A 24,124-nucleotide genomic window follows, 5' to 3' on the forward strand; every position below is an offset into this window, starting at 1 on the left:
GCTGGGCCCGGATTCCGACCGCCGGACCGAGCGGCCGGGGCGCGCCGCCTGGATCGGACGGGCGCTCGACAACGACATCGTCATCCACGACGTGCTGGCGTCGCGCCATCACGCGTTCCTCACCCCGACCCCGGCGGGTCCCGAAATCCGCGACGCCAACAGCAGCAACGGCACCTTCGTGAACGGGGTCAAGGCCGGGTCCGCCGTGCTGTCCGAGGGCGACGTCGTGACGATCGGCAACGTCGACCTGGTGTTGTCCGGCGGCATCCTGGTCCGCCGCCAGGAGGCGGCCACGCGCACCGGAGGCCTGGAGGTGCACGGCGTCGAATTCAGCGTCAACGGCAAGAACCTGCTCGAAAAGATTTCGCTGACGGCCCGCCCGGGCACGCTGACGGCCCTGATCGGCGGATCCGGCGCGGGCAAGACCACGTTGTCGCGGCTGATCGCCGGCTACGCGACGCCGACATCCGGAGTGGTCACGTTCGAGGGCCACAACATCCACACCGAATACGCCTCGCTGCGCACCCGGATCGGGATGGTCCCCCAGGACGACGTGGTGCACCGCCAGCTCACGGTCAACCAGGCCCTGGGCTACGCGGCCGAGCTGCGGCTGCCGCCCGACACCAGCAAGGCCGACCGCGAACAGGTCGTCGCGCAGGTGCTCGACGAACTCGGGCTGACCCAGCACGCCCAGACCCGGGTCGACAAGCTGTCGGGCGGGCAGCGCAAGCGCGCGTCGGTGGCGCTCGAGCTGCTCACCGGGCCGTCGCTGCTGATCCTCGACGAGCCGACCTCGGGCCTGGATCCGGCGCTGGACCTGCAGGTGATGACGATGCTGCGCCAGCTGGCCGACGCGGGCCGGGTGGTGTTGGTGGTCACCCACTCCCTGACCTACCTCGACGTCTGCGATCAGGTGCTGCTGATGGCGCCCGGGGGCAAGACCGCGTTCCTCGGGCCGCCCGACCGAATCGGGGCGGCGATGGGGACCACCAACTGGGCGCAGATCTTCGCGAAGGTGGGCGCCGACCCCGACGAGGCCAACCGCCGCTTCCTCGCGCAGAACAAACCGCCGCCGCCGGCGCAGACCGAGGCGCCCGCCGACCTCGGTGTGCCGCCGCGCACCAGCATGCGCCGCCAGTTCTCCACCATCGCCCGCCGGCAGGTGCGCCTGGTGGTCGCCGACCGCGCCTACTTCGTCTTCCTGGCGCTGCTGCCGTTCGTGATGGGAGCGCTGTCGCTGACCGTTCCCGGCCACACCGGTTTCGGCTACGCCGACCCGACCAGCGAGTCGGCCGGCGAGGCCGGAACGATCCTGACCCTGCTCACCATGGCCGCGGCGTTCATGGGTACCGCACTGACGATCCGCGACCTGATCAGCGAGCGCCCGATCTTCCGCCGCGAGCAGGCCGTCGGGCTGTCGACCACCGCCTACCTGCTGGCCAAGATCGCGGTGTTCTGCGTGTTCGCCGTCGCCCAGGCGGCAGTCGCTACGGCGATCGTCGTGGTGGGCAAGGGCCCGCCCAAGCGGCCGGCCGTCCTGCTCGGCAACGCGACACTCGAGCTGTTCGTCGCCGTCGCGGCGACGTGCGTGGCCGCGGCGATGCTGGGCCTGTTGCTGTCGGCCCTGGCGCGCTCCAACGAGCAGGTCATGCCGCTGCTGGTGGTGTCGCTGATGATGCAGATGGTGCTGTCCGGCGGGATGGTGCCCGTCACCAACCGCATCTTCCTCGACCAGCTGTCCTGGGCAGTGCCCTCGCGGTGGGGGTACGCCGCGCAGGCGTCGACGGTCGATCTGTGGGCCGTGGCGCCCGGCCCGCAGAGCCCGCGGGACAGCCACTTCCAGCACACCTCGGGCACCTGGCTGTTCGACGTGGGCATGCTCGCGCTGCTGTCGGTCAGCTACGTCGCCGTGGTGCGCTGGCGCATCCGGCTCAAACAGTGACGTCAGGCATCCAGGCGTAAGCCTTGGGCCGCCGCGAAGGCCACCGCCTGGCCGACGTCGACGCGGGCGCCCGTCAGCGAGGCGGTCCGCCACAACGCGGGATCCACCGCGGCGCCGCGCAGGTCGGCGTCGTCCAGCCGCGCGCCTGTCGTCCGCGCGCCGGACAGATCGGCGCCGCGTAGCACCGCCTTGCGCAGATCGGCCTCCACCAGGCTCGCCTCCCGCAGCCGGCAGCCACTCAGGTCGACGCCCCGCAGGTCGTTACCGCCCAGCACCGCCAGCGTGAAGTCGACCTCGTCGAAGGAGATCGGCCGCATCCGGCACTGCACGAACACCGAGCCCAGCATGCTGCACTGGGCGAACTCGCTGTGCCACGACGAGGTTCGCCGGAAGGTGCAGTTGCGGAACGCCGACCCGCGGTGTCGGGACTCGGTCAGGTTGGCGCCGCTGAAGTCGCACCCGTCGAACACCACCCGTTCGGTGTCCAGCCGGGTGAGGTCCTCGTCGCTGAAATCGTGGCCCTCGAAGTGGCGATCGGCCCACCGCTCGGTCAATTGGCCGTCAGGCTGGCCAGTGCGTATTCGCTGACGGCGATCAGCGCGTCGGTCGCCGACCGGCGATCCCGGGCGTCGACCGTGATCACCGGGATGTGTGCGGGCAGGGTGAGCGCCTCGCGCACCTCCGCGACGGGGTAGCGCGGGGCGCCGTCGAACTCGTTGACCGCGATCAGGAACGGCAGGTTGCGGTGCTCGAAGAAGTCGACCGCGGCGAAGCTGTCCTCCAGGCGCCGCAAGTCCACCAGGACGATCGCCCCGATCGCGCCGCGGACCAGGTCGTCCCACATGAACCAGAACCGGCGCTGCCCCGGCGTCCCGAACAGGTAGAGCACCAGGTCCTCGTCCAGCGTGATCCGGCCGAAGTCCATCGCGACGGTGGTGGTCCGCTTGTCCGGGGTGGCCTCCAGCGCGTCGACGGCGGTCGAGGCGTCGGTGAGCATCGCCTCGGTGCGCAGCGGCATGATCTCCGACACCGCGCCGACGAACGTCGTCTTGCCGGCACCGAACCCGCCGGCGATGACGATCTTCGTCGAGGCGTGGGCGGAATCGGAGTGCGCCTCAGAGTGCCTTAAGGCCACGCAACGTCCTTCCTATCAGTTCGTGGCGCTCATCTCTGGTCGAACGCTCGGACAACGTCCTATGCACCCGAAGGTAGCCGGACGAAACCAGATCGCCGACCAGGACGCGCGTGACACCGAGCGGCAGATCCAGCCGGGCCGAGATCTCGGCGACCGACGGGCTGCCGACGCACAGTTGGATGATCTCGCCTTTCGCGTCGTCGGATGGCCACCGGCGCGCCAGCCCGGCCTGCAACGTCTGGATCGGCGCCTCCACCGGCAGGTCGACGTCGGTGTCGGTCCGCCCGGACGTCAGGGTGTACGGGCGGACGAGGTTCCCTCGGCGTGCGGTCGGCTCAGCAAGGTGCCGTGGCTCGCGTTCGTCCATCGCGGCTCACGAGACGCCGGACCGGCGGGTGGACTGCACCACGCCCCCGACCCGTTCGACCAGGAGGGCCATCTCGTAACCGATTTGACCGATGTCACAGGACGTCACGGCGAGCGTGGCCAGATGCGAGCCGTCGCCGACGCGCATCAGCAGCAGGTAGCCGTTCTGCATCTCCACCACCGACTGCAGCACCTGGCCGCCCTCGAACAGCTGCGCGGCGCCGGTCGCGAGGCTGGCCAGGCCGGAGGCCACCGCGGCCAGCTGGTCGGCGCGCTCGCGCGGGAGGTGCTCGCTGGCGGCGATGGGCAGCCCGTCGACGGAGACCAGCAGGGCGTGCGCCACACCGGGGACCTCGCGGGCGAAGCGCGTGACAAGCCAGTCCAGGTTGTTTGCGGCTGCGGTCATTCCTGGTCGGGCCCCTGGGTGTCGCGGGCGTGCGACCGGCCGGTGCGCACGCCGTCGAAGTGGCTGCTGAAGGACGCGCGAACCGCCTCGGGGTCGCGCGCGGCGGCCGCGTGCTGCGGTTCGCGGTGGGAGTGCAAGCCGCCGTTGGGTTCTCGGCCCTCGTCCTCGTCGGGCGTGGCCGTCCCGTTGGCCGTGCCGGGCACCAGGCGGGCACCGGGCGTGCGGACCGGCAGGCCGTGCTCGGCGGTGCGCGACTCGACGGGTTTGTCCTCGGCCGCCGCTGCCAGCGTCCAGCCGCGGTCCCACACCGACTGCCAGTCCAGGTCGGGGCTGTTGACGAGGTCGTGCGGATCGCCGAGCATCTCCGACAGCATCCGCCGGTAGATGACGTCGTCGTCGGCCGGGGTCGCGCTCCTCGGAGCGGCCGCGCTCTCCGGCGGGAGCGAGGGGCCCAGCGCGCTCGGGGCCGGGGCCGGCGGCGTGTCGGCCGGCCGGTGGGCCTGCTGGTCGGCCTGCTTGTCGGCGTCGCGCGACCGCGCGGCGAAGAACGCCGACGTGTCCGAAGCGCGGGCGGGTTTCGCCTCCGGTTCTGGCTCCGGGGCGCTCGATGTGGCCGGTGCCGCGCTCTCCCACCACGGGGTGGGCAGTTCGCGCCGCTGCCGCTGCGGCAGCGGATCGGCGGGTTCGGCGGGCACCTCGGTGATGCCGCTGGAACCGGGATTGCGGCGCGGCAGCAGCGTGACCGGCGGCGCGGGGGCCGCGGCTTCGGCGTTGCGGGCCGCCGGCTCGGGCCGGCGTTCCTGCTCGGGCGCGGCGACCGCGGCCGCGAGCTGCACGCTGGGCGACGAAACCGCCCGGATCCGAGCGACCCGGGCCTGCGGGGCCGAGCCCTCGAGAATCGTTGGCGGCAGGTAGATCTCCGCGGTGGTGCCGGAGCCCGCCTCGCCGGGCGCCGGGCCGCGCAGCCCCACCCGGATGCCGTGCCGGGCCGCGATTCGGCCGACCACGAACAGGCCCATGTGGCGGGCGTTGTCGGGGCTGACCTCGCCGCCGGCCTGCAGCCGCATGTTGGCGATGCGCCGATCGGCGTCGTTCATGCCCAGCCCGGAGTCGGCGATCCGCACCACGACTCCCCCTTGCGGATCTGCGCCGCCGCGGGCCGCCGAGACCCGCACGGGCGTCGCGGGCGGCGAATACCGCAGGGCGTTGTCAATCAGCTCGGCGAACAGGTGGATGGCGCCGCCCGCGGCCGCGCCGATCAGCGTGCTGTTCTCGGGCAGACCGGCGATCTCGACCCGGCGGTAGTCCTCGACCTCGGAGACCGCGGCGCCCAGCACCGTCGACAGCGGCACCGGGTCGCGCTGGTCGCGGGCGAGCTGCGCGCCGGCCAGCACCAGCAGGTTGGCGCTGTTACGGCGCAGCCGGGCGGCAAGGTGATCCAACCGGAACAGGCTGTCCAGGCGGTCGGGGTCCTCCTCGTTGCGCTCCAGCTGGTCGATCAGTGACAGCTGCTGATCAACCAGCGAGCGGCTGCGCCGCGACATCGTCTCGAACATGTCGTTGACCAGCAGCCGCAACCGGGCCTCGTCGCCGGCGAGCAGCAGGGCCTGGGTGTGCAGTTCGTCGACCGCGTGGGCGACCTGGCCGATCTCCTCGGTGGTGTACACCGGCAGCGGCTCGGGCGTCGGCTCGGCGCCGCCCTTGACCCGGGCGATCTCCTCCTCGAGGTCGGTGTGGGCCACCTTGAGCGCGCCGTCGCGCAGTACGCGTAGCGGCCGCACCAGCGCGCGCGCCACCAGCAGGACGACGATCAGCGCGATCGCGATGGCGGACAGCACCAGGACGGTGTCGAGGATGGCGGCGTTGCGCCTGTCAGCGGCCTGCGCGTGCACGGATTTGGTCACCGACGCGGTGGCGTCCTTGATGATCTGGTCGGCGATGTCGTCGGTGGTCTGCATCGAGCGCAGCAGGTCGGCGTTGTTGACGAGCACGCTGGCCGGGTCGGACATGATCGCCATCCGGGTGACCAGCTGCTGCTGCAGCGTCTTGGCCTCGGGCGAACCGGCGCCTAGGACTTCGCTCATCCCGAACAGCGTCGACGGCTCGGTCCCCGCCAGGGTGATCATCGAGGTCCGCAATTGCGGCTCGGGCAGGTCGGCGCCCCGGGTGACGAGGATCTTCTGCATCGTCATCTGCCCGCGGGCCCCGACCGCCCGGCTGAGGCCCTGAGTCTGGGCGCGGATCTTCTCGTCGTCGACGCGGACCGACGCGTTGATGACGTCCTCGGCGTTCAACAGGATCGGGGCGTAGAGGGTGACCCGCTCCCGCAAACCGAGATTGTTGTCGGCCACCTTGTTCACCAGCATCTGACCGCCGTCGAGCAGGGTGGTCACCCCCGACCGGACCTCGGGGGTCACGTCGGTGTCGTCCAGCCGGGTGTCCAGTTCGTATTTGCGCGCCTCGAAGTTCTTCTTGGCCCCCTCCACGTCGCGCCCGGCGCTGCCCGCCACCAGGGCGACGTCCAGGGCCGACATGTACTTGGTGACCACCGGCACCAGGTCGGCGCGGGCGGCGGCCAGCCGCAGGCCGCCGGAGTTCGCCATCGCGCCGTGGATACGCAGGCCCGCGAACACCGTCGCCAGCACCAGCGGGACCAGCACAATCGCCAGGACCTTCCACCGGACCGGCCAGTTGCTCAGCGACCAGGTCGGTGGGCGTTTGGCCGGCGCCGCCTCGGCGGCGCGGGGCTGCGGGGACTCGGAGACCGCCTCGGCAGGGGTGGCCGGGCGGGCGAACATCGTCACGTCGGCTCGGCCGCGCGACCGGCCGCTGCGCTGATGCTCAGCGCTCGAGAAAACGAGAGGCTCATGAGACTTCCTGCGTTATCCACCCGTGCCACGCCAGATGGGCGCGAGCGCGTCAACGTGGCAATCCGACGAGTATGACAGCCCGCGGGCCAGCTCACCAGAATCCGTACTGAGCAGACAGGGCCCTCCAAGGTGGGTCCGCGCGCGGGCCGGCGATCCTGGCAAACCGCCGGCGATTGCAAGCGCGGCGGAGCCGGGCGCGGCGGGTCGCCGTCACTTACCGCGCGTTACGCGCGGCGGAGGACGGCGACGAGGAAATCCGAGTCATCGGTGAACGGGCGCAGGTCCCAGGTGGACAGCAGCAGATCGGGCCCGAGCCCGGCGGCGGTCGCGTCGTCGAGGAATTCGGCGAACCCGTAGTCGCGGCCGGCGCCGAAGCCGATCGCCGCCCGTCCGTCGTCCGCGAGGTGGGCCCGCAGCCGGCCGAGCACCCGGCGCCGCGTGCTGGGCGCCAGGAATGTCATCACGTTGCCGGCCGACACGATCACGTCGAACGGCTCGACGATGCCGCGGGCGGGCAGGTCGAGCTCGGCGAGGTCGCCGACGAGCCAGCGCGGCCCGGGATGATCCTGCTCGGCCGCTTCGATCAGCGCCGGGTCGACGTCGACGCCGACGACCTGGTGACCGGCGGCGGCCAGGTAGCCGCCCAGCCGGCCGGGGCCGCAGCCGGCGTCGAGGATGCGGGCGCCGCGGGGCGCCATCGCGTCCACGAAGCGCGCCTCGCCGGCCAGGTCGTCACCGGCGCGGGCCATGGCGCGGAACCGCTCGATGTACCAGTGCGAGTGTCCGGGATCGGCAGCGACTTTCTGCATCCAGAGGCTCTGCTCGACCATGCGACCATTATCGCGTTGTGTTCAAGCTGATGTTCTTCTCCCCGCGCATCGCCCCCAACACGGGCAACGCCATCCGGACGGCGGCGGCGACCGGATGCGAACTGCACCTGGTCGAGCCGTTGGGCTTCGACCTGTCCGAACCCAAGCTGCGGCGGGCCGGGCTGGACTATCACGACCTGGCGTCGGTCACCGTGCACCCGTCGCTGCCGGCCGCGTGGGAGGCGCTGTCGCCGGAGCGGGTGATCGCGTTCACCTCGCAGGCGCCCACCCCGTTCGCCGACGTCCGCTACCGGCCGGGCGACGTGCTGTTGTTCGGTCCCGAACCGACCGGGCTGGACCCGGCGACGCTGGCCGACGAGCACATCACCGAGCAGGTGCGCATCCCGATGCTGGCGGGCCGGCGCTCGCTGAACCTGTCGAATGCCGCGGCCGTCGCCGTCTACGAGGCGTGGCGGCAACACGGTTACCCGGGAGCCGTCTAGCTGGTGCTACCAGGTGTTCCAGTGGGTGAGCTGCTCGGCGGGCAGCCGCTTGGCGGGGCGGAAGTCGGTGCCCTTGGTGTAGGCGATCGGGAACAGCCCGCCCTGGCTGTACTCGTCGTACGGGATGCCCACCACGTCGGCGACCTGCTTTTCACCGTCACCGAGCAGGTGCAGCGTCGTCCAGCACGACCCCAGCCCGCGGGAGCGCAGCGCCAGGCAGAAGCTCCACACCGCCGGGAATAGCGACGCCCAGAACGACACGCCACCCAGCGGCTGCTTCTCCTCGCGACCAAAGATGCAGGGAATCAACAACACCGGCGCCTCGTGCATGTGCTCGGCGAGGTAGGTCGCGGAGTCGCGCACCTTGGGCATCCGCTCCCCGCGGGTGTCCCCCTCGGCGTATTCGGGAGCGGGTGAGCTCAGGTAGGCCCGGGCGTTCTTCAGGTAGACGTCGCCGATCGCCTTCTTCTTGTCCGCGTCCTCGACGAACACCCACTGCCAGCCCTGCGAATTGGATCCGGTGGGCGCCTGCAGCGCCAGGTCGAGGCATTCCATCAGTACGTCGCGTCCGACCGGCTTGTCGAAGTCCAGGCGTTTGCGGACCGAGCGGGTGGTGGTGAGGACTTCGTCGACGGACAGGTTGAGGGTCATGTGTTGGAGACTACATTTGGCCCATGAGCATCGAACTGACACAAGAGGTTTCCGAGAGGCTGACATCGGATCAGTACGGCTGGCTGACCACGGTCGCGAAGTCCGGGCAACCGGTCCCGCGGCTGGTCTGGTTCCACTTTGACGGTACCGACCTGACGGTCTATTCCATGCCGCAGGCGGCCAAGGTCGCCCACATCAAGGCGCACCCCGAAGTGAGCCTGAACCTCGATTCCGACGGCAACGGCGGGGGAATCATCGTCATCGGCGGTATCGCCGCGGTGGACGCCACCGACGTCGACGGCCGCGAGGACGAGCCGTACTGGGCGAAGTATCGCGACGCGGCGGCGAGCTTCGGCCTGACCGACGCGATGGGCGCCTACAGCACCCGGTTGAAGATCACGCCGACAAAGGTGTGGACGACGCCGACGGCCTGAGCCGGCGGGTCAGGACGGGGGCGGCGCGGGCTGATCGGGCGGAATCGCCCCGCCGCAACCACCGGGCGGCGGTGGCCCGGGAAGGGGTTCGTCACCGCCGACGCAGTCGTAATAGAACTGCGGACCGACAATCCAGGTTTTCATCCACTGGTGCCAAAATGACCCGTCGGGATACTTTTCGCCGTCGCACACGGCCAAATTGCCGTAACCCCATCGACCGCCCGGGCAGAAGCCCTTCGTCATATCCGGCTGGTGCGGGTCGGGCGGATCAGCGCTGGCCACCGCGGGAGAAAAAGCAAGCACCGCAGCGAAACTCAATATCGCAGCGCCACGTCGAGCAGGCTTGAATTTCATTGCGACTCCCTTGAAACGTTGAATCAACACAGCCGATTCCAAGCGATTTTTGGACAGCTTACGATGCGGCGGGTTTGCCGTGTGCCTTTCCGCGCAATAGACGCAACACCGTCCAGCTCGCCGAACGTGCACCGATGGCGAAAACGTCGCCAAAACGTCGCCGCCGGTGCACGTTCGACGCGAGCCCGCTAGCGGGACTCACCGGAAATCGCGCGACTTCGACCCGACCGCCAGCGTGATGCGGCCCAGCCGCTCGGCGACGACGGTGACTGCGCCGCTGGCGTTTTGGACCTGGCCGCGCACCAGCATCGCCGGCGCGGAGTTGGCCAGCTTGCGGTGCCGCGCCCACACCGCCGGCGTGCACAGCACGTTGACCATCCCCGTCTCGTCCTCGAGGTTGAGAAAGGTCACGCCCTGGGCGGTGCCCGGCCGCTGCCGGTGGGTCACCGCGCCGGCGATCAGCACGCGGTCGCCGTCGGGCACGCTGAGCAGCTTCTCGGCGGGCACCACACCCATCGCGTCTAAGTCCGCCCGCAGGAACTGCGTGGGATAGCTGTCCGGGGAGATGCCGGTGGCCCACACGTCAGCGGCGGCCAGTTCCAGCTCGCTCATCCCGGGCAGCGCGGGGACGTGCGACGACGAGCCGACGCCGGGTAGCCGGTCCGGCCGTTGGGTGGCGGCCGCGCCGGCCGCCCATAATCCCTCGCGCCGGGACATGCCGAAACAGCTCAGCGCTCCGGCCGTTGCCAGCGCCTCGGTCTGCGGCACGCTCAACTGCAAGCGGGTGGTCAGGTCCAGCAGGGAGGCGAACGGGCCGTTGGATTTTCGTTCCTCGACCAGCCGCTCGGCGAGGTCGTCGCCGATGTGGCGCACGGCGCCCAGCCCGAGGCGGACCTCGGTGCCCGCGTTCTCGAGGGTGGCGTGGGCCAGGCTGGCGTTGACGTCCGGGCCGTGCACCGTCACGCCGTGCCGGCGCGCGTCGGCCACCAGCGACTGCGGTGAATAGAAGCCCATCGGTTGCGCGCGCAGCAGTGCCGCGCAGAACGCCGCCGGGTGGTGCAGCTTGAACCACGACGAGTAGAACACCAGCGACGCGAAGGACAGCGCGTGGCTTTCCGGGAAGCCGAAATTGGCGAACGCCTCCAGTTTTTCGTAGGTCCGGTCGATCACCTCGTCGGGTGCGCCGTGCAGTGCGCGCATGCCGTCGTAGAACCGATCGCGCAGCCGGCGCATGCGCTCGGTCGAACGTTTCGAGCCCATCGCGCGGCGCAACTGGTCGGCCTCGGCGGCGGAGAACCCGGCGCAGTCGACGGCGAGCTGCATCAGCTGTTCCTGAAACAGCGGCACTCCCAGCGTCTTTCGCAACGCCGGCGCCATGGACGGGTGGTCGTAGACGACCGGGTCCAGGCCGTTGCGCCGCCGGATGTAGGGGTGCACCGACCCGCCCTGAATGGGCCCGGGGCGGATCAGCGCGACCTCCACCACCAGGTCGTAGAAGATCCGCGGCCGCAGGCGGGGCAACGTGGCCATCTGCGCGCGCGACTCCACCTGGAACACGCCGACGGAATCTGCGCGGGCCAACATCTCGTACACCGCCGGCTCGGAGAGGTCGAGCCGGGCCAGGTCCACCTCGATCCCCTTGTGCTCGGCCACCAGGTCGATGGCGTAGTGCAGCGCCGAGAGCATGCCCAGCCCGAGCAGGTCGAACTTCACCAAACCGATTGCCGCGCAGTCGTCCTTGTCCCACTGCAACACGCTGCGGTTCTCCATGCGCGCCCACTCCACCGGGCACACGTCGGCGATCGGGCGGTCGCAGATCACCATGCCACCGGAGTGAATGCCCATGTGCCGCGGCAGGTTCCGGATCTGGTTGGCAAGGTCGACCACCTGCTCGGGAATGCCCTCTACATCGGGCGAATCGGCGAGCCCGTTCCAGTGGCTGATCTGCTTGCTCCACGCGTCCTGTTGCCCCTGGGAGAAGCCCAGCGCGCGGGCCATGTCGCGCACCGCGATCCGGCCCCGGTAGGTGATGACGTTGGCGACCTGGGCGGCATAGTCGCGGCCGTATTTGTCGTAGACGTACTGAATGACCTTCTCGCGCTGGTCGGACTCGATGTCCATGTCGATGTCGGGCGGCCCGTCGCGGGCGGGCGACAAAAACCGCTCGAACAGCAGCTCGTTGGCCACCGGGTCCACCGCGGTGACACCGAGGGCATAACAGACCGCGGAGTTGGCCGCCGATCCCCGGCCCTGACACAGGATGTTGTTGCACCGGCAGAATCGGGCGATGTCGTGTACCACCAGGAAGTAGCCCGGAAATCTCAGCTGTTCAATGACTTTCAGCTCGTGCTCGATCTGCGCGTAGGCGCGCGGCGCGGCGTCGGCCGGCCCGTAGCGGTCACGCGCGCCCACCATGGTCAGCTGCCGCAGCCAGCTGTCCTCGGTGTGCCCGGCGGGTACGTCGAAGGGCGGCAGCTGCGGGGCGATCAGCGCCAGCCCGAACGCGCACTGCTGGCCGAGCTCGGCGGCGGCGGTCACCGCGTCGGCGCCCCCAAAAGGCATATGCCCGAACAGCCGGGCCATCTCCTCCCCGGACCGCAGGTGCGAACCGCCCAGCGGGGCCAGCCATCCGGCGGCGGCGTCCAGGGACTGCCGCGCTCGAATGGCACCCATGGCCATGGCCAACCGGCGTCGCGGTGGCCCCGCGAAGTGCGCCCCGGTGGTGGCGACGATGCCGACGCCGAATCGGGGCGCCAACCCGGCCAGCGCCGCGTTGCGTTCGTCGTCGAGCGGGTGACCGTGGTGGGTCAACTCGACGCTGACCCGGTGCGCGCCGAACCGGTCCACCAGGTCGGCCAGTGCCCGCTCCGCCGCCTCCGGCCCTTGCGACAGTGCCTGGCGCACATGGCCTTTGCGGCACCCGGTCAGGATGTGCCAGTGCCCGCCTGCGGCCTCGGTCAGCGCGTCGAAGTCGTAGCGCGGCTTGCCCTTCTCCCCGCCGGCCAGGTGCGCCGCGGCCAGCTGCCGCGACAGCCGCCGGTAACCTTCCGGACCGCGGGCCAGCACCAGCAGGTGCGGGCCGGGCGGATCCGGGGCCTCGGTGCGGGCCCCCGGACCCAGGGACAGTTCGGCGCCGAACACGGTGCGCAGCTCGAGCTCGGCGGCCGCCTCGGCAAACCGCACCGCCCCGTACAGGCCGTCGTGGTCGGTGAGCGCCAGCGCACGCAGGCCCAGCCGGGAAGCCTCTTCGACCAGCTCCTCCGGCGTGCTGGCCCCGTCGAGGAAGCTGAACGCCGAATGCGCGTGCAGTTCGGCATAGGGAACGGACGAGTGGGCAGGCCGGGCGCCGTCCGGCGGCCGGTACGTTCCGCGCTTGGGCGACAGGGGGGCGTCCTCCCCGGGCACCACCGGTACGCCGGCATGACGCGGCTTGCCGTCGAGCACCCGCTCCATTTCCGCCCAGCTCGGCGGGCCATTAAACCAACTCATAACCAGCCCACAACCCGAGTCTATCGAATGTTTGTTCGAATTGCCTCCGGTGCAGTACAACCGTTGTTAAACCGATCTTCAACTCCTAAACACGGTCTTAACGCCGCGGACCTACCGCGCGCACCGGGATCGGCAGAGACTGGTACCCGGGGGAAATGACGGCGGGGGCGAGCATGGCGCAGGTGAGGGCACTGGATACGGCATTCCTGAAAACCGCCGACCAGCACACCGGCCTGGCGATCGGCGCGGTCGCCATCGTCGAGGGCGGCGCGCCCGACCGTCAGCGCCTCGAAGCCCTTCTGGCGGAACGCATTCGATCCATACCGCGCTGCACGCAGTTGTTGCGGGCGCACCCGGCGCACGCGGGCTGGGTCGACTGCCCGGAATTCGACCTCGGGCGGCATGTGCACCGGATGGCGATCCCCCGCCCCGGTGACGACGCCGCGCTGTCCCGGGCCATCGCCCACGCCATCGAACGGCCCCTGAGCGCGGACCGCCCACCGTGGGAGTGCTGGGTGATCGAGGGCCTCACGGGCAACCGGTGGGCGATCTTGATGAAGAGCCACCCGAGCCTGCTGGACGGCAACTCGCCCGCACACCTGCTCACCAGGCTATGTGACGACGCCGGCGACGCCGCCTTCGCCAATGTTCCTGCGGCCAAACCGGTTTCGCGACCACCGGGGCGCGGCTGGGCCGACGTGCTGTGGCGGACGTCCTGGACCGCGACCGGCGCCGTCGTCGGCGCGATCTGGCCCGCGCTGCGGGCACACGAGCGCGCCGCCACGCCCCGGCGCTACGCCACCGTGCGGGTCCCGATCGCCGACGTCGACCGTGTCTGCCGCAGGTTCGGGGTCACCGTCAACGACGTCGCGCTGGCCGCCACCACCGAGGGCTTCCGGACGGTGCTGCTCGGCCGCGGCGAGGAGCCGCGGGCGGACTCGCTGCCCGCCCTGGCGCCGACGGCCGTCCGGTCGCCGTACCTGCCGGTCGAACACGACGACCCGGTCCAGCGGTTACGGACCGTGCAGACCCGATGGAGCGACACCGCCACGGGCGCAGCGCAATCCGGTGGCATCGTCGAGTCGGCGCTTAATTCCCTGCCGACGGTCGTGCGGGACGGCGTCATCGCGCTGCTGTCGCGCCTCCCGCAGCGCGCCATCGTCGCGCTGGCCACCAACGTGCCCGGGCCGCGCCACCGGCTGAGCCTGATGGGCAAGACGATGGAGCGCCTGCTGCCCATCCCCCCGACCGCCGTCCAGTTGAGCACCGGCATCGCGGTGCTGAGTTATGGCGACGAACTGGTATTCGGCATCACCGCCGAACCCGGCGCCGCGTTCGACGTCACGCAACTGGCCGCCGGTATCGAACTGGGCATGGCGCGGCTGGTGGCGCTCAGCCAGGATTCGGTGTCGTTGTTCGGCGATCGCCGCCGCAAGCGTTCGCCGCGCGCGTTCCCCGGCCGCCCACCGGGCGCCCGCCCGCCCCCGCCGGGTCACGCGCGGCACTGACCCACTCCCCGGCCTGCCGACCACCGTGAGAAAGTGGGGTCGTGCCACAGTCGGGATCGGTCGTCATCGACCCGCGCCGCCATGACGCGGTGCTGCTCCACACGCCGGACCCCACTTTGGAGGGCAAGCTGCGCGAGGTCGGGGTGGGCACCGCCGCCTACACCGACGACCCGCTGGACGCCGCTCGCCGGCTTCAGGTCCGGCCCGGCCGATGCGTGGTCGTCACCGCCGACGAAGCGGGCGTCGCGGCCGCGCGCGCCGGCGGATTCGCGTTGGTCATCGGCGTCGACGCGGGACGCGGCGACGCCCTGCGAGACGCCGGCGCCGACGCCGTGGTCGCCGGCCTGGGCGAGGTCACCGTGCGCAGCGGGGACCGCCGGATGTCGCAGCTGCCCGACGCGCTGACGGCCCTCGACGACCTGGCCGCGCGGCGGCCCGCGGTGTTCTTCGACTTCGACGGCACGCTGTCCGACATCGTCAACGACCCGGACGCGGCGGTCCCGGTGGACGGCGCGACCGAGGCACTGCGGGAGCTGGCGGCCAGCTGCCCGGTGGCGGTGCTGTCGGGCCGCGACCTGGCTGACGTGACGAAACGTGTTGGGGTGCCGGGGATTTGGTATGCCGGCAGCCACGGGTTCGAATTGACCGCGCCCGACGGCGCGCACCACCAGAACGACGACGCTGCCCCCGCCATCCCGGTGCTTCAGGCCGCGGCCGGCGAGCTGCGCGAGCGACTCGGCTCCATCCCGGGGGTGGTGGTGGAGCACAAGCGCTTTGGGGTCGCCGTGCACTACCGCAACGCCGGGCGCGACCGCGTCGGCGAGGTAGCGGCCGCCGTGCGCGCGGCGGGTCGGCGCGACGGCCTGCGGGTGACCACCGGCCGGGAGGTCATCGAGCTGCGCCCGGACCTGGACTGGGACAAGGGCAAAACGCTGCGCTGGGTGCTCGATCACCTGACCGGGGCGGAGCCGGGTTCCCGGACCCCGGTTTATCTCGGCGACGACATCACCGACGAGGACGCGTTCGACGCGGTCCGCGACGGCGGCGTGCCGATCCTGGTGCGGCACAGCGACGACGGCGACCGCGCCACCGCGGCGCAGTTCGCGCTGGACAGCCCCGCGCAGGCCAGCGAGTTCACCGCCCGCCTGGCGCGCCGGCTGTCGTCCTAGGCCTGGACGTATTCCACGGCGCCGTCGTCGAGCACCACCCGACCGGCCTCTGCGCCCTCGGCTCCCGACGCCTCGGTGCGGAACACCGCCTTGCCCGGCTCGGTGCGCCAGATCAACGTCGTCAGCGTCTCGCCGGGGAACACCGGCGAGCTGAACCGCGACGCGATCGAGGTGACGTTGGCCGCGATCCCGCCGCCCAGCTCGGCGACCAGCGCGCGGCCCGCCACCCCGTAACTGCACAACCCGTGCAGGATCGGCTTCGGGAACCCGGCCAGCTCGCGGGCGAACCACGGGTCGCTGTGCAGCGGGTTGCGGTCACCGGAGAGCCGGTAGATCAGCGCCTGGTCCTCCCGGGTGGGCAGCGCGACCCGGGCGTCGGGCTCGCGGTCCGGAATCTCCGGGGCCGCCGGGCGCTGGCCCGGCATGCCGCCGAATCCGCCCTCGCCGCGGATCACCAAGGTGGTGAGCGTCTCGGCGATCAGCTTCTCCGAATCCGGGTCGGTGCCGCGGCCGCGCAACACCAGGATCGCGTTCTTGCCCTCGCCCTTGTCCTGGATGTCGGCGACCTCGGTCACCACCGACAGCCTCCCCGCGGGAGGCAGCGGCGCGTGCAGCCGGATTTCCTGCGAGCCGTGTAACAGCATGGCCCAGTTGAACGTTCCGACCTTGCCGGCCGCTCCGAAGGCCGGGCAGCAGATCACCGCGTAGGTGGGCAGCACCTGCTGCTCGATGTCGTGGCTGTTCTCGGTGGTGAACGACAGGTCGTCGAGGCCGGCGCCGACGCCGAGCGCGTAGAGCAGGGTGTCGCGGTCGGTCCACTCGAACAGCTTCGGTTCGGTCACTGCGCCGACGGCACTCGGGTCAATCGCCATCTGAGTCTCCTTCGGAAGTATTTCTCCACTTAACCATCGCAAACCCTTCCCACCGACGCCGTCGGCAGGGCAGGCTATCGACATGCCGAAGCGCAGCTTGGTCTCCAACGTTTCGAAGGCGCTCGCGGTGCTCACCGCGGCCGTAATCGTCGGTGCCTGCGGCGGATCGCCGCAGGCGCGCAGCATTACGGTGACGTTCATCCGGCACGCCCAGTCGGAATCCAACGCCAGCGGGGTCATCGACACCTCGGTGCCGGGCCCCGGCCTGACCCCCGAGGGCCAGGGACAGGCGCAACAGGTCGCGCATCAAGCGGGCCGTAAGGACTACGACGGCATCTACGCCTCCACCATGGTCAGGACGCAGCAGACCGCCGCGCCGTTGGCGTCCGAGCTGGGTAAGCAAGTCCAGGTGCTGCAAGGCATTCAGGAGATCAACGCGGGCTGGTTCGAGGGCAAGCCGATCGCCGAGGAGGCCTCGACCTTCCTGCTGGCGCCGTCGGATTGGCTCAGGGGCGACACGCAGGACAAAATCCCGGGGTCGATCAGCGGCAAGGAGTTCAACGAACAATTCACCTCCGCGATCGCAAAGGTCTACAACAGCGGCCAGCACAACCCGGTGGTGTTCTCGCACAAGTTCGCCATCGAGTACTGGACGGTGATGAACGTGAAGAACGCCAAGGACTCGCTGCTCACCAGCCACCCGTTGCCCAACGTCGGGCGCGTGGTGATCACCGGCAACCCGATGAACGGCTGGACCCTGGTCGACTGGGACGGCATTCGCGACTTCCGCAACTGAGCTGGGCGACATGGCGATCGCCACCGCGGCGGGTCGCCACCATCAGTAGTTGACGCGGGCGGTCGCGACCGCCACGATGGCTTGCATGCGGTATGTCGTTACCGGCGGTACCGGGTTTATTGGTCGCCGCGTCGTCGCCCGGCTGCTGGACACCCAGCCCGATGCGCAGGTGTGGGTGCTGGTCCGGCGGCAGTCGCTGGGCCGTTTCGAACGGCTCGCGGCCAGCTGGGGTGAACGGGCCAAACCCCTGGTCGGCGAACTGCCGGCGCTGGAACTGACCGACGAGACCGTCGCCGAGCTGGGTCGGGTGGACCACGTGGTGCACTGCGCGGCCGTCTACGACATCACCGCCGGCGAGTCCGAGCAGCGGGCTACCAACGTCGAAGGGACCCGCTCCGTCGTCGAGCTGGCGCGTCGGCTCGGCGCGACGCTGCACCACCTGTCCTCGATCGCCGTGGCCGGCGACTTCCCCGGCGAGTACACCGAGGACGACTTCGACGTCGGCCAGCCGTTGCCGACCCCGTATCACCAGACCAAGTTCGAGGCCGAGCAGCTGGTGCGCTCGGCGCCCGGACTGCGCCATCGGATCTATCGCCCGGCGGTGGTGGTCGGCGATTCGCGCACCGGCGAGATGGACAAGATCGACGGGCCGTACTACTTCTTCGGCGCGCTGGCCAAGCTGGCGGTGCTGCCCAGGCTGACGCCGGTCCTGCTGCCCGACACCGGGCGCACCAACATCGTGCCGGTCGACTACGTCGTCGACGCGCTCGTCGCGCTCATGCACGCCGAGGGTCTGGACGGGCGCACGTTTCACCTCACCGCCCCGAAAACCGTTGGGCTGCGCGGCATCTACCGCGGGGTCGCCAAGGCGGCCGGGCTCCCGCCGGCCCGCGGGTCGTTGCCCGCCTCGGTGGCGGCCCCGGTGCTGAAGGTGCGCGGGCGGGCCAGGGTGCTGCGCAACATGGCGGCCACCCAGCTCGGTATCCCGGCCGAGGTCTTCGACCTGGTCGACCTCAAGCCCACCTTCATCGCCGACCAGACCCGGAAAGCCTTGCGCGGCACCGGCATCGACGTACCCGAGTTCTCCGGTTACGCGCCCAGGCTGTGGCGCTACTGGGCCGAGCACCTCGACCCGGACCGGGCGCGCCGGAACGACCCGCAGGGCCCGCTGCACGGCCGGCACGTCATCATCACCGGCGCGTCCAGCGGCATCGGCCGGGCGGCGGCCATCGCGGTCGCCGAGCGCGGTGCGACGGTGTTCGCCCTGGCCCGCAACGCCGACGCGCTGGATCAACTGGTCGCCGAAATCCGTGCCAACGGCGGTGATGCCCACGCCTTCACCTGCGACGTCACCGATTCCACCTCGGTCGAGCACACCATCAAGGACATCCTGGGCCGCTTCGACCACGTCGACTACCTGGTGAACAACGCCGGCCGGTCGATCCGCCGCTCGGTGGTCAACTCGACCGACCGGCTGCACGACTACGAGCGGGTGATGGCGGTCAACTACTTCGGCGCGGTGCGGATGGTGCTGGCGCTGCTGCCGCACTGGCGCGAGCGCCGCTTCGGTCACGTGGTCAACGTCTCCAGCGCCGGCGTGCAGGCCCGCAACCCCAAGTACAGCTCGTACCTGCCCACCAAGGCGGCCCTGGACGCGTTCGCCGACGTGGTCGGCTCGGAGACGCTGTCGGACCACATCACGTTCACCAATATCCATATGCCCCTGGTCCGCACACCGATGATCACGCCGTCGCACCGGCTCAACCCGGTGCCCGCGATCAGCCCCGAGCGCGCGGCGGCCATGGTGGTGCGCGGCCTGGTGGAGAAGCCGGCCCGCATCGACACCCCGCTGGGCACACTCGCCGAGGCCGGCAATTACTTCGCGCCGCGGACGTCGCGGCGGATCCTGCACCAGCTCTACCTCGGTTACCCCGACTCGGCCGCCGCCCGCGGAGTGCCCACCGAGCCGGCGGCGGCTCCCCCGCCCCGGCGCAAGCCGAGGCGCCCGGCGCGGGCCGTCACCCGCGGTCTGCGCACACCCCGACCGGTCAAGCGTCTGGTGCGCCTGGTGCCCGGGGTGCACTGGTAGCTAGCGGGTTTCAGGCGCGCTCGATTGCGGTATTCCGGCCCGATGACCCGGATGCTTTCCGAAAAGCGCGCGGACGCCGACCCGGTGGCCGCCGCGGCCCGCCTGGTCGCCACGCGTGGCGCCGCGGTGATGTCGTCGCTCGACGTGACGCGAAGCCTGGGCGCAGGCCGCGAGGAGTGGACCCGATTCGCCCGGCACTGGCAGCAGCTGGGGCCCGACCCGTACGCCGCGGAGCTGGGGGTGCAGCGGCTGCGCCGGTACGGCCAGTACTCCTTTCGCGACGGCGAGCTGCGCCCGGTGCCCAGGAGCACGTTCGTGCAGCCCGAGGACTCGAACCCGCTCTACGTCGGCAAGGACCGCGACTTCGAGCCGCTCACCGATGCGTTCGCCCGGGATCCCTTGCTGCGCAAGATCATCGACCTGCTGGTCCGGGTGGCGGCGGCGCTGGACGACGTGGCGGACTGGAACGTCAAGGTGCATCCGTTCCGGGTCCGGTCGCTGTCCGACGACGGCGGCCATCCGACGCCCGAGGGCATGCACCGCGACGGTGTCACCCTGGTCAGCTCGCTGCTCGTCGGGCGGCGCAACGCCATCGGCGGCGAGAGCACGGTGTGCGACCTGGACGGCAGGCAGCTGCTGGCGGCGATGCTGGCCGAACCCGGCACGCTGATGCTGGGCGATGACCGCCGGACCCTGCACGGCGTCTCCCCGATCCGGCCGATCGACGGCTCGGGCCCGGCCCAGCGCGACGTCCTGGTGGTCACCTTCGCCTCGGCGTGGCCCTAGGCGGCGGTATCGTTGCCGCGGTGAGGCCCGTATTCGTCGACGTCGACACCGGCGTCGACGACGCGCTGGCGTTGATGTACCTGTTCGCCAGCCCGGACGCCGAGGTGGTCGGCATCGCCTCCACCGGGGGAAACGTTGCGGTACAGCAGGTTTGCGAGAATAACCTGGGCTTGCTCGAGCTGTGCGGCCGCACCGGCGTGCCGGTATCCAAGGGTTCCGACGAGACGCTGACCGGGCCGATGCGGCTGCCCTCGAAGGTCCACGGCCCCCGCGGATTGGGTTACGCCGACCTGCCGCCCACCGATCGCCGGCTCACCGACCACGACGCGGCGAGCGCCTGGATACGCGCCGCACACGCCCATCCCGGCGAGCTCATCGGCGTGGCCACCGGCCCGCTGACCAATCTGGCGCTGGCGCTGCGCGCCGAACCGGCGCTGCCGACGCTGCTGCGCCGCCTGGTCGTCATGGGCGGTTCCTACGATCACCGTGGCAACACCACCGCGGTGGCCGAATGGAACATCAGCGTGGACCCCGAGGCCGCGGCCGAGGTCCTGGACGCCTGGGTAATCGTTGGGCCGCAACGACTTCCGATCCTGTGCGGCCTGGACCTGACCCGCAAGGTCGCGATGACCCCGGAGCACCTCGCCAGGCTGGCGGACGCGGCCGGGTCGACGGCGACGCCGATGAGCGCGAGCGACGAGCCCGGGATGCGGTCGATTGCCTGCAACCCGCTGATCCGGGTGATCGAGGACGCGATGCGGTTCTACCTGGAGGCCTACCACGACATCGGCCACGGTTTCCAGGCGCACCTGCACGATCCGCTGGCCGCCGCCGCCGCACTGGACCCGGGGCTCGTCACCACCCGGCCCGCGACGGTGGACATCGAGCTGACGGGGACGCTGACCCGCGCCATGACGGTGACCGATTGGTCGGGGCCCCGAGAACCCAACGCGCTGATCGGGTTCGACGTGGACGCGGCGGCCTTCTTCGACGGGTTTATCGAACGGGTTGGGACCTTCGCGCGCCGGTTATCCAATACCCTGTGAACATTCGCCTCATCGAAGTCCTCGCGCGCCTTGGGCGCGCGTTGGTCGTCATTTCTGCAACGTGAACTGGTTGACGTCGATGTATCCGATACGGAACATCTCGGCGCAGCCGGTCAGGTATTTCATGTACCGTTCGTAAACTTCCTCGGATTGCAGCGCGATGGCTTGGTCCTTGTGGGCTTGCAGTGCGGCAGACCAGATGTCGAGCGTCTTCGCGTAGTGCGGCTGAAGCGACTGAACGCGGCTCACGGTGAAGCCATTCGCGGTGGCGCGTTCTTGCACCATCGGTATCGAGGGCAGCCGGCCACCCGGGAAGATCTCGGTGACAATGAATTTGACGAACCGGGCGAACGTGAACGAGAGGGGCATGCCGCGTTCGACCATCTCCGTCGGATGCAGCCCGGTAATGGTGTGCAGCAGCATGATTCCGTCGTCGGGCAGCAGGTCATGCGCCAAGGTGAAGAACGCGTCGTAGCGCTCGTGCCCGAAGTGCTCGAAGGCGCCGATGCTGACGATCCGGTCGACGGGCTCGTCGAACTGCTCCCAGCCTTGCAGCAGAATCCGCGCCGAGCGTGGGCTATCGGATTTGGCGATCAGTTGCTCGACGTGATCGGCCTGGTTGCGGCTCAGGGTGAGGCCGACGACATTGACGTCGTATTTTTCGACGGCGCGCATCATGGTGGCGCCCCAACCGCAGCCGACGTCGAGCAGCGTCATGCCCGGTTGCAGCCCAAGTTTGCCCAGGGCGAGATCGATCTTGGCGATCTGCGCTTCCTCCAGCGTCATGTCATCGCGTTCGAAGTAGGCGCAGCTGTACGTCTGGGTCGGGTCGAGGAACAGTCGGAAGAATTCGTCCGACAAATCGTAGTGCGCCTGCACATCGTCGAAGTGCGGCGTCAAATCAGTCCCTTCGGGGGGCTCCGACGTCGTTGGCATCATGTCAGCCTAGTCGCCGGATTCGCACGGTCGAGCTGATCCGGGCGTGGGCGGGGCGGCCCCGGGCGGGCGCCATCTGCAGTACAGGATGAGCGCCGTCACTCGTAGCTGCCTTCCAGATACCAGCGCCGCTGGCGGTAGCACAGCAGAAACGCCCGCTCGCTTTCCAGCAAGACCTGGGCCCGGGCGGTGCGGCCCCTTGCCACGTCGGGATCCCACCACCGCTCGTCGACCGGCCACGGCCCGGCCCACCAGTCCAGCCGCTCGTCGCGGCCGTGCACGGTCAGCCGCGCCGGGTCGGCGGAGAACAGCCCCCGGCCCGTCACCCGTACCGGATTCCCTTGGCCGTCAAGCAATTCCACCGGATCGTCCAGCAGCACCGCCGGTGACGGCTCGGGCAGCCGCCCGGGCCACGGCAGGCTCGGGTCGGCCCGCGGCACCGGTTCGTCGCCCAGCGGGGTCAACGTGATGCGTTCGGCCGGCCCGCGCCCCCCGGACAGCACCGGCACCCGCACCGCCTCCGGGCCGAGCAGGCCCTGTACCCGCACCAGGGCGCGCCGGGCCCGCAGCCGGCCCTCCTCGCCGAGCCCGCCCCACAGCGGCAGCTGCAGCGCCTCGGCCGACACCACCTCGACCGCCTGCAGCCGCAGCAGGGTCACCGGCGCCGTCGGGCGGGGACTGCGGGCGGTCCGGCTGCTCAACCAGCCGTCCAGTTGCCAGCGCACCCGGTCGGCGGTGGCGTCCTCGGTCAGGGGTTCGGCGCACCGCCACACCCGGTGCAGTTCTTCGCCGTTAGCGGTGAGGGCGTGAATGGCCAGTCGGGTGCAGCCCACCCCGGCGCCCATCAGCGTCCGATGCAGTGCGGCGGCCAGCGAGCGCCCGGCAAAGGCCGCGGCGTCGACCCGGTCGATCGGCGGGTCGCAGTCCAGCACGGCCTCCAGCTCCTCCGGCGGCTCGCGCCCGGACGGCCCCCGCTCGGGTTCACCGCGGGCCAACCGGTGCGCGGCCACCCCGTCGGCGCCGAACCGGGACGCCACGTCGGTGGCCGACAACGCGGCGAACTGGCCGATGGTGCGAATCCCCATGCGCCACAACAGATCCGTCAGCTCTTGCCGGCCCGGACCACACAGGCTGGGTTCGGTGGCGAGTTGACGGATCGACAGCACCGACAGGAACTTTGCGTCACCGCCCGCCGGGACGATCCGGCCTGCCCGCGCGGCGAAGACCGCGGTGGACAACCGGTCGGCGACCCCGACCTGGCACTCGGCGCCGGCCGCAGCGACCGCATCGGTCAGCCGCTCGGCGGCGTCGGCCTCGGAGCCGAAATAGCGGGCCGCCCCGCGCACGGGCAGCACCAAGAGCCCGGGCCGCAGCACCTCGGCGCGCGGCACCAGGTCGTCCACCGCAGCGATGACCGACTCGAAGAAGCGGGCGTCGCGGTCCGCGTCGGCGGTGTTGACGTGCAGCTGCGGGCAGCGGGCCGCCGCCTCCCTGCGCCGCAGCCCCCGCCGCACCCCCGACGCGCGGGCGGCCGCCGAGCAGGCGATCACTCGATTGGCCAACGTGACCGCCACCGGGACGGTCGCGGGCAGACCCGCGGCCGCGGCCGCCGCGACCGCGGGCCAGTCCATGCACCAGATGGCCAGCACCCGGGATACCACTGGTGAATTCACCCGGCTCGCGCCCGGGCGGTCACCCGCCGTCCCGCACACACCCCGCTGACCTGCAACCGCACCCGGCTGATCCGGCCGAACCCAGGGCGGCCTCCCGGGGTGAGCTCGTAGCCGCAGACCCGGGCGCGCGCGGTGGTGGCGCGGGCCCGCAACAAGGGGTGCACCGTGCTGGTCACCGACGGCGACTGGCAGGGGGCGCCCACCCGGCTGGAGGCCCGGGTCTGCGGCTACGAGCTCACCCCGGGAGGCCGCCCTGGGTTCGGCCGGATCAGCCGGGTGCGGTTGCAGGT

22 protein-coding genes and 1 pseudogene are annotated in these 24,124 nt (G+C 70.8%); 10 read left to right on the forward strand and 13 right to left on the reverse strand.

Annotated elements, in window-relative coordinates:
- The coding region (locus A5695_RS13885) for an ATP-binding cassette domain-containing protein (protein WP_068082638.1) at positions 1-1,942 on the forward strand (1,942 nt) is incomplete at its 5' end.
- A gap of 2 nt (positions 1,943-1,944) precedes the next feature.
- On the opposite strand, the gene A5695_RS13890 is transcribed toward A5695_RS13885, so the two are convergent.
- From A5695_RS13890 to A5695_RS13915, 6 genes are all read right to left on the reverse strand, one after another.
- Positions 1,945-2,496, reverse strand: coding sequence for a pentapeptide repeat-containing protein (locus A5695_RS13890; RefSeq protein WP_068082641.1), 552 nt, complete (start codon positions 2,494-2,496; stop codon positions 1,945-1,947).
- A complete protein-coding gene (locus A5695_RS13895) occupies positions 2,493-3,077 on the reverse strand; it encodes an ATP/GTP-binding protein (protein ID WP_068082644.1) in 585 nt (194 codons plus the stop codon). Before A5695_RS13895 ends, A5695_RS13890 begins: the two co-directional genes overlap by 4 nt.
- Positions 3,058-3,444, reverse strand: a complete 387-nt coding sequence (locus tag A5695_RS13900; protein ID WP_068082647.1) for a DUF742 domain-containing protein — start codon at positions 3,442-3,444, stop codon at positions 3,058-3,060. The genes A5695_RS13895 and A5695_RS13900 overlap by 20 nt, the downstream gene beginning before the upstream one ends.
- Positions 3,445-3,450: 6 nt before the next feature.
- Positions 3,451-3,849 carry a serine protease inhibitor gene (locus A5695_RS13905; protein ID WP_068082650.1) on the reverse strand — a complete coding sequence of 133 codons (399 nt, stop codon included), beginning with the start codon at positions 3,847-3,849 and terminating at the stop codon, positions 3,451-3,453.
- On the reverse strand, positions 3,846-6,647 hold the full coding sequence (locus A5695_RS13910; protein ID WP_068082682.1) for a sensor histidine kinase: 2,802 nt from the start codon (positions 6,645-6,647) through the stop codon (positions 3,846-3,848). Before A5695_RS13910 ends, A5695_RS13905 begins: the two co-directional genes overlap by 4 nt.
- Positions 6,648-6,943: 296 nt before the next feature.
- Positions 6,944-7,549, reverse strand: coding sequence for a bifunctional 2-polyprenyl-6-hydroxyphenol methylase/3-demethylubiquinol 3-O-methyltransferase UbiG (locus tag A5695_RS13915; protein WP_068082653.1), 606 nt, complete (start codon positions 7,547-7,549; stop codon positions 6,944-6,946).
- Positions 7,550-7,566: 17 nt separating this feature from the next.
- Here A5695_RS13915 and A5695_RS13920 point away from each other — a divergent pair, with 17 nt between their 5' ends.
- A complete protein-coding gene (locus tag A5695_RS13920; RefSeq protein WP_068082657.1) occupies positions 7,567-8,031 on the forward strand; it encodes a tRNA (cytidine(34)-2'-O)-methyltransferase in 465 nt (154 codons plus the stop codon).
- Positions 8,032-8,037: 6 nt separating this feature from the next.
- Here the strand turns inward: A5695_RS13920 and A5695_RS13925 are convergent, their stop codons facing one another.
- The gene (locus A5695_RS13925; RefSeq protein ID WP_068082659.1) at positions 8,038-8,682 is read right to left on the reverse strand and encodes a nitroreductase family protein; all 645 of its coding nucleotides are present in this window, start codon (positions 8,680-8,682) and stop codon (positions 8,038-8,040) included.
- A 23-nt stretch (positions 8,683-8,705) separates the two neighbouring features.
- On the opposite strand from A5695_RS13925, the gene A5695_RS13930 reads away from it, so the two are divergent.
- Positions 8,706-9,116: a TIGR03667 family PPOX class F420-dependent oxidoreductase gene (locus A5695_RS13930; protein WP_068082661.1), complete on the forward strand. Its 411-nt coding sequence runs from the start codon at positions 8,706-8,708 to the stop codon at positions 9,114-9,116.
- A 9-nt stretch (positions 9,117-9,125) separates the two neighbouring features.
- On the opposite strand, the gene A5695_RS13935 is transcribed toward A5695_RS13930, so the two are convergent.
- Both A5695_RS13935 and A5695_RS13940 read right to left on the reverse strand, forming a co-directional pair.
- Positions 9,126-9,470, reverse strand: coding sequence for a hypothetical protein (locus A5695_RS13935; RefSeq protein WP_068082663.1), 345 nt, complete (start codon positions 9,468-9,470; stop codon positions 9,126-9,128).
- Between the two features lie 198 nt (positions 9,471-9,668).
- Positions 9,669-12,959: an error-prone DNA polymerase gene (locus A5695_RS13940; protein ID WP_068082666.1), complete on the reverse strand. Its 3,291-nt coding sequence runs from the start codon at positions 12,957-12,959 to the stop codon at positions 9,669-9,671.
- Between the two features lie 173 nt (positions 12,960-13,132).
- Here A5695_RS13940 and A5695_RS13945 point away from each other — a divergent pair, with 173 nt between their 5' ends.
- The gene (locus A5695_RS13945) at positions 13,133-14,467 is read left to right on the forward strand and encodes a wax ester/triacylglycerol synthase domain-containing protein (RefSeq protein WP_068082685.1); all 1,335 of its coding nucleotides are present in this window, start codon (positions 13,133-13,135) and stop codon (positions 14,465-14,467) included.
- Positions 14,468-14,508: 41 nt separating this feature from the next.
- Positions 14,509-15,636 (forward strand): trehalose-phosphatase, encoded by a 1,128-nt coding sequence (gene otsB, locus A5695_RS13950; RefSeq protein ID WP_068082669.1) that lies wholly within the window; start codon positions 14,509-14,511, stop codon positions 15,634-15,636.
- Here otsB and A5695_RS13955 read toward each other — a convergent pair.
- A complete protein-coding gene (locus A5695_RS13955; protein WP_068082672.1) occupies positions 15,633-16,508 on the reverse strand; it encodes a MaoC family dehydratase in 876 nt (291 codons plus the stop codon). The genes otsB and A5695_RS13955 overlap by 4 nt on opposite strands.
- A gap of 82 nt (positions 16,509-16,590) precedes the next feature.
- On the opposite strand from A5695_RS13955, the gene A5695_RS13960 reads away from it, so the two are divergent.
- The 4 genes from A5695_RS13960 to A5695_RS13975 all read left to right on the forward strand — a co-directional run bounded on the left by A5695_RS13960 (position 16,591) and on the right by A5695_RS13975 (position 21,225).
- A complete protein-coding gene (locus tag A5695_RS13960; protein WP_068082675.1) occupies positions 16,591-17,304 on the forward strand; it encodes a histidine phosphatase family protein in 714 nt (237 codons plus the stop codon).
- An 85-nt stretch (positions 17,305-17,389) separates the two neighbouring features.
- Positions 17,390-19,393 (forward strand): SDR family oxidoreductase, encoded by a 2,004-nt coding sequence (locus A5695_RS13965; RefSeq protein ID WP_068082688.1) that lies wholly within the window; start codon positions 17,390-17,392, stop codon positions 19,391-19,393.
- Positions 19,394-19,435: 42 nt separating this feature from the next.
- Positions 19,436-20,179 carry a 2OG-Fe dioxygenase family protein gene (locus A5695_RS13970; protein ID WP_068082678.1) on the forward strand — a complete coding sequence of 248 codons (744 nt, stop codon included), beginning with the start codon at positions 19,436-19,438 and terminating at the stop codon, positions 20,177-20,179.
- Positions 20,180-20,199: 20 nt separating this feature from the next.
- A complete protein-coding gene (locus A5695_RS13975; RefSeq protein ID WP_082946068.1) occupies positions 20,200-21,225 on the forward strand; it encodes a nucleoside hydrolase in 1,026 nt (341 codons plus the stop codon).
- Between the two features lie 48 nt (positions 21,226-21,273).
- Here the strand turns inward: A5695_RS13975 and cmaA1 are convergent, their stop codons facing one another.
- From cmaA1 to A5695_RS27585, 3 genes are all read right to left on the reverse strand, one after another.
- A complete protein-coding gene (gene cmaA1, locus A5695_RS13980) occupies positions 21,274-22,161 on the reverse strand; it encodes a cyclopropane mycolic acid synthase CmaA1 (RefSeq protein ID WP_068082693.1) in 888 nt (295 codons plus the stop codon).
- A 98-nt stretch (positions 22,162-22,259) separates the two neighbouring features.
- Positions 22,260-23,792: a DNA polymerase Y family protein gene (locus tag A5695_RS13985; RefSeq protein ID WP_068082696.1), complete on the reverse strand. Its 1,533-nt coding sequence runs from the start codon at positions 23,790-23,792 to the stop codon at positions 22,260-22,262.
- 38 nt (positions 23,793-23,830) lie between these two features.
- Positions 23,831-24,010, reverse strand: a complete 180-nt coding sequence (locus A5695_RS27585; protein WP_082946067.1) for a hypothetical protein — start codon at positions 24,008-24,010, stop codon at positions 23,831-23,833.
- Between A5695_RS27585 and A5695_RS29635 the strand changes: the two are divergent.
- Positions 23,949-24,124 (forward strand): annotated as a pseudogene (locus A5695_RS29635) (hypothetical protein); the annotation flags it as partial. The gene A5695_RS27585 and the pseudogene A5695_RS29635 overlap by 62 nt on opposite strands.

The organism is Mycobacterium sp. E1747, from assembly GCF_001667775.1.
In the GTDB taxonomy this organism is placed as follows: Bacteria; Actinomycetota; Actinomycetes; order Mycobacteriales; family Mycobacteriaceae; genus Mycobacterium.

Excerpts from the sequence above, each read along its gene's own strand:
- A5695_RS13900 (WP_068082647.1), bottom strand. The coding sequence starts at position 3,444 with ATGGACGAACGCGAGCCACGGCACCTTGCTGAGCCGACCGCACGCCGA.
- A5695_RS13930 (WP_068082661.1), top strand. The coding sequence starts at position 8,706 with ATGAGCATCGAACTGACACAAGAGGTTTCCGAGAGGCTGACATCGGAT.
- A5695_RS13955 (WP_068082672.1), bottom strand. The coding sequence starts at position 16,508 with ATGGCGATTGACCCGAGTGCCGTCGGCGCAGTGACCGAACCGAAGCTG.
- A5695_RS13925 (WP_068082659.1), bottom strand. The coding sequence starts at position 8,682 with ATGACCCTCAACCTGTCCGTCGACGAAGTCCTCACCACCACCCGCTCG.
- A5695_RS13910 (WP_068082682.1), bottom strand. The coding sequence starts at position 6,647 with ATGTTCGCCCGCCCGGCCACCCCTGCCGAGGCGGTCTCCGAGTCCCCG.
- A5695_RS13965 (WP_068082688.1), top strand. The coding sequence starts at position 17,390 with ATGCGGTATGTCGTTACCGGCGGTACCGGGTTTATTGGTCGCCGCGTC.
- A5695_RS13940 (WP_068082666.1), bottom strand. The coding sequence starts at position 12,959 with ATGAGTTGGTTTAATGGCCCGCCGAGCTGGGCGGAAATGGAGCGGGTG.
- A5695_RS13970 (WP_068082678.1), top strand. The coding sequence starts at position 19,436 with ATGACCCGGATGCTTTCCGAAAAGCGCGCGGACGCCGACCCGGTGGCC.
- cmaA1 (WP_068082693.1), bottom strand. The coding sequence starts at position 22,161 with ATGCCAACGACGTCGGAGCCCCCCGAAGGGACTGATTTGACGCCGCAC.
- A5695_RS13905 (WP_068082650.1), bottom strand. The coding sequence starts at position 3,849 with ATGACCGCAGCCGCAAACAACCTGGACTGGCTTGTCACGCGCTTCGCC.
- A5695_RS13945 (WP_068082685.1), top strand. The coding sequence starts at position 13,133 with ATGGCGCAGGTGAGGGCACTGGATACGGCATTCCTGAAAACCGCCGAC.
- A5695_RS13915 (WP_068082653.1), bottom strand. The coding sequence starts at position 7,549 with ATGGTCGAGCAGAGCCTCTGGATGCAGAAAGTCGCTGCCGATCCCGGA.
- A5695_RS13935 (WP_068082663.1), bottom strand. The coding sequence starts at position 9,470 with ATGAAATTCAAGCCTGCTCGACGTGGCGCTGCGATATTGAGTTTCGCT.
- A5695_RS13985 (WP_068082696.1), bottom strand. The coding sequence starts at position 23,792 with ATGGACTGGCCCGCGGTCGCGGCGGCCGCGGCCGCGGGTCTGCCCGCG.
- A5695_RS13960 (WP_068082675.1), top strand. The coding sequence starts at position 16,591 with ATGCCGAAGCGCAGCTTGGTCTCCAACGTTTCGAAGGCGCTCGCGGTG.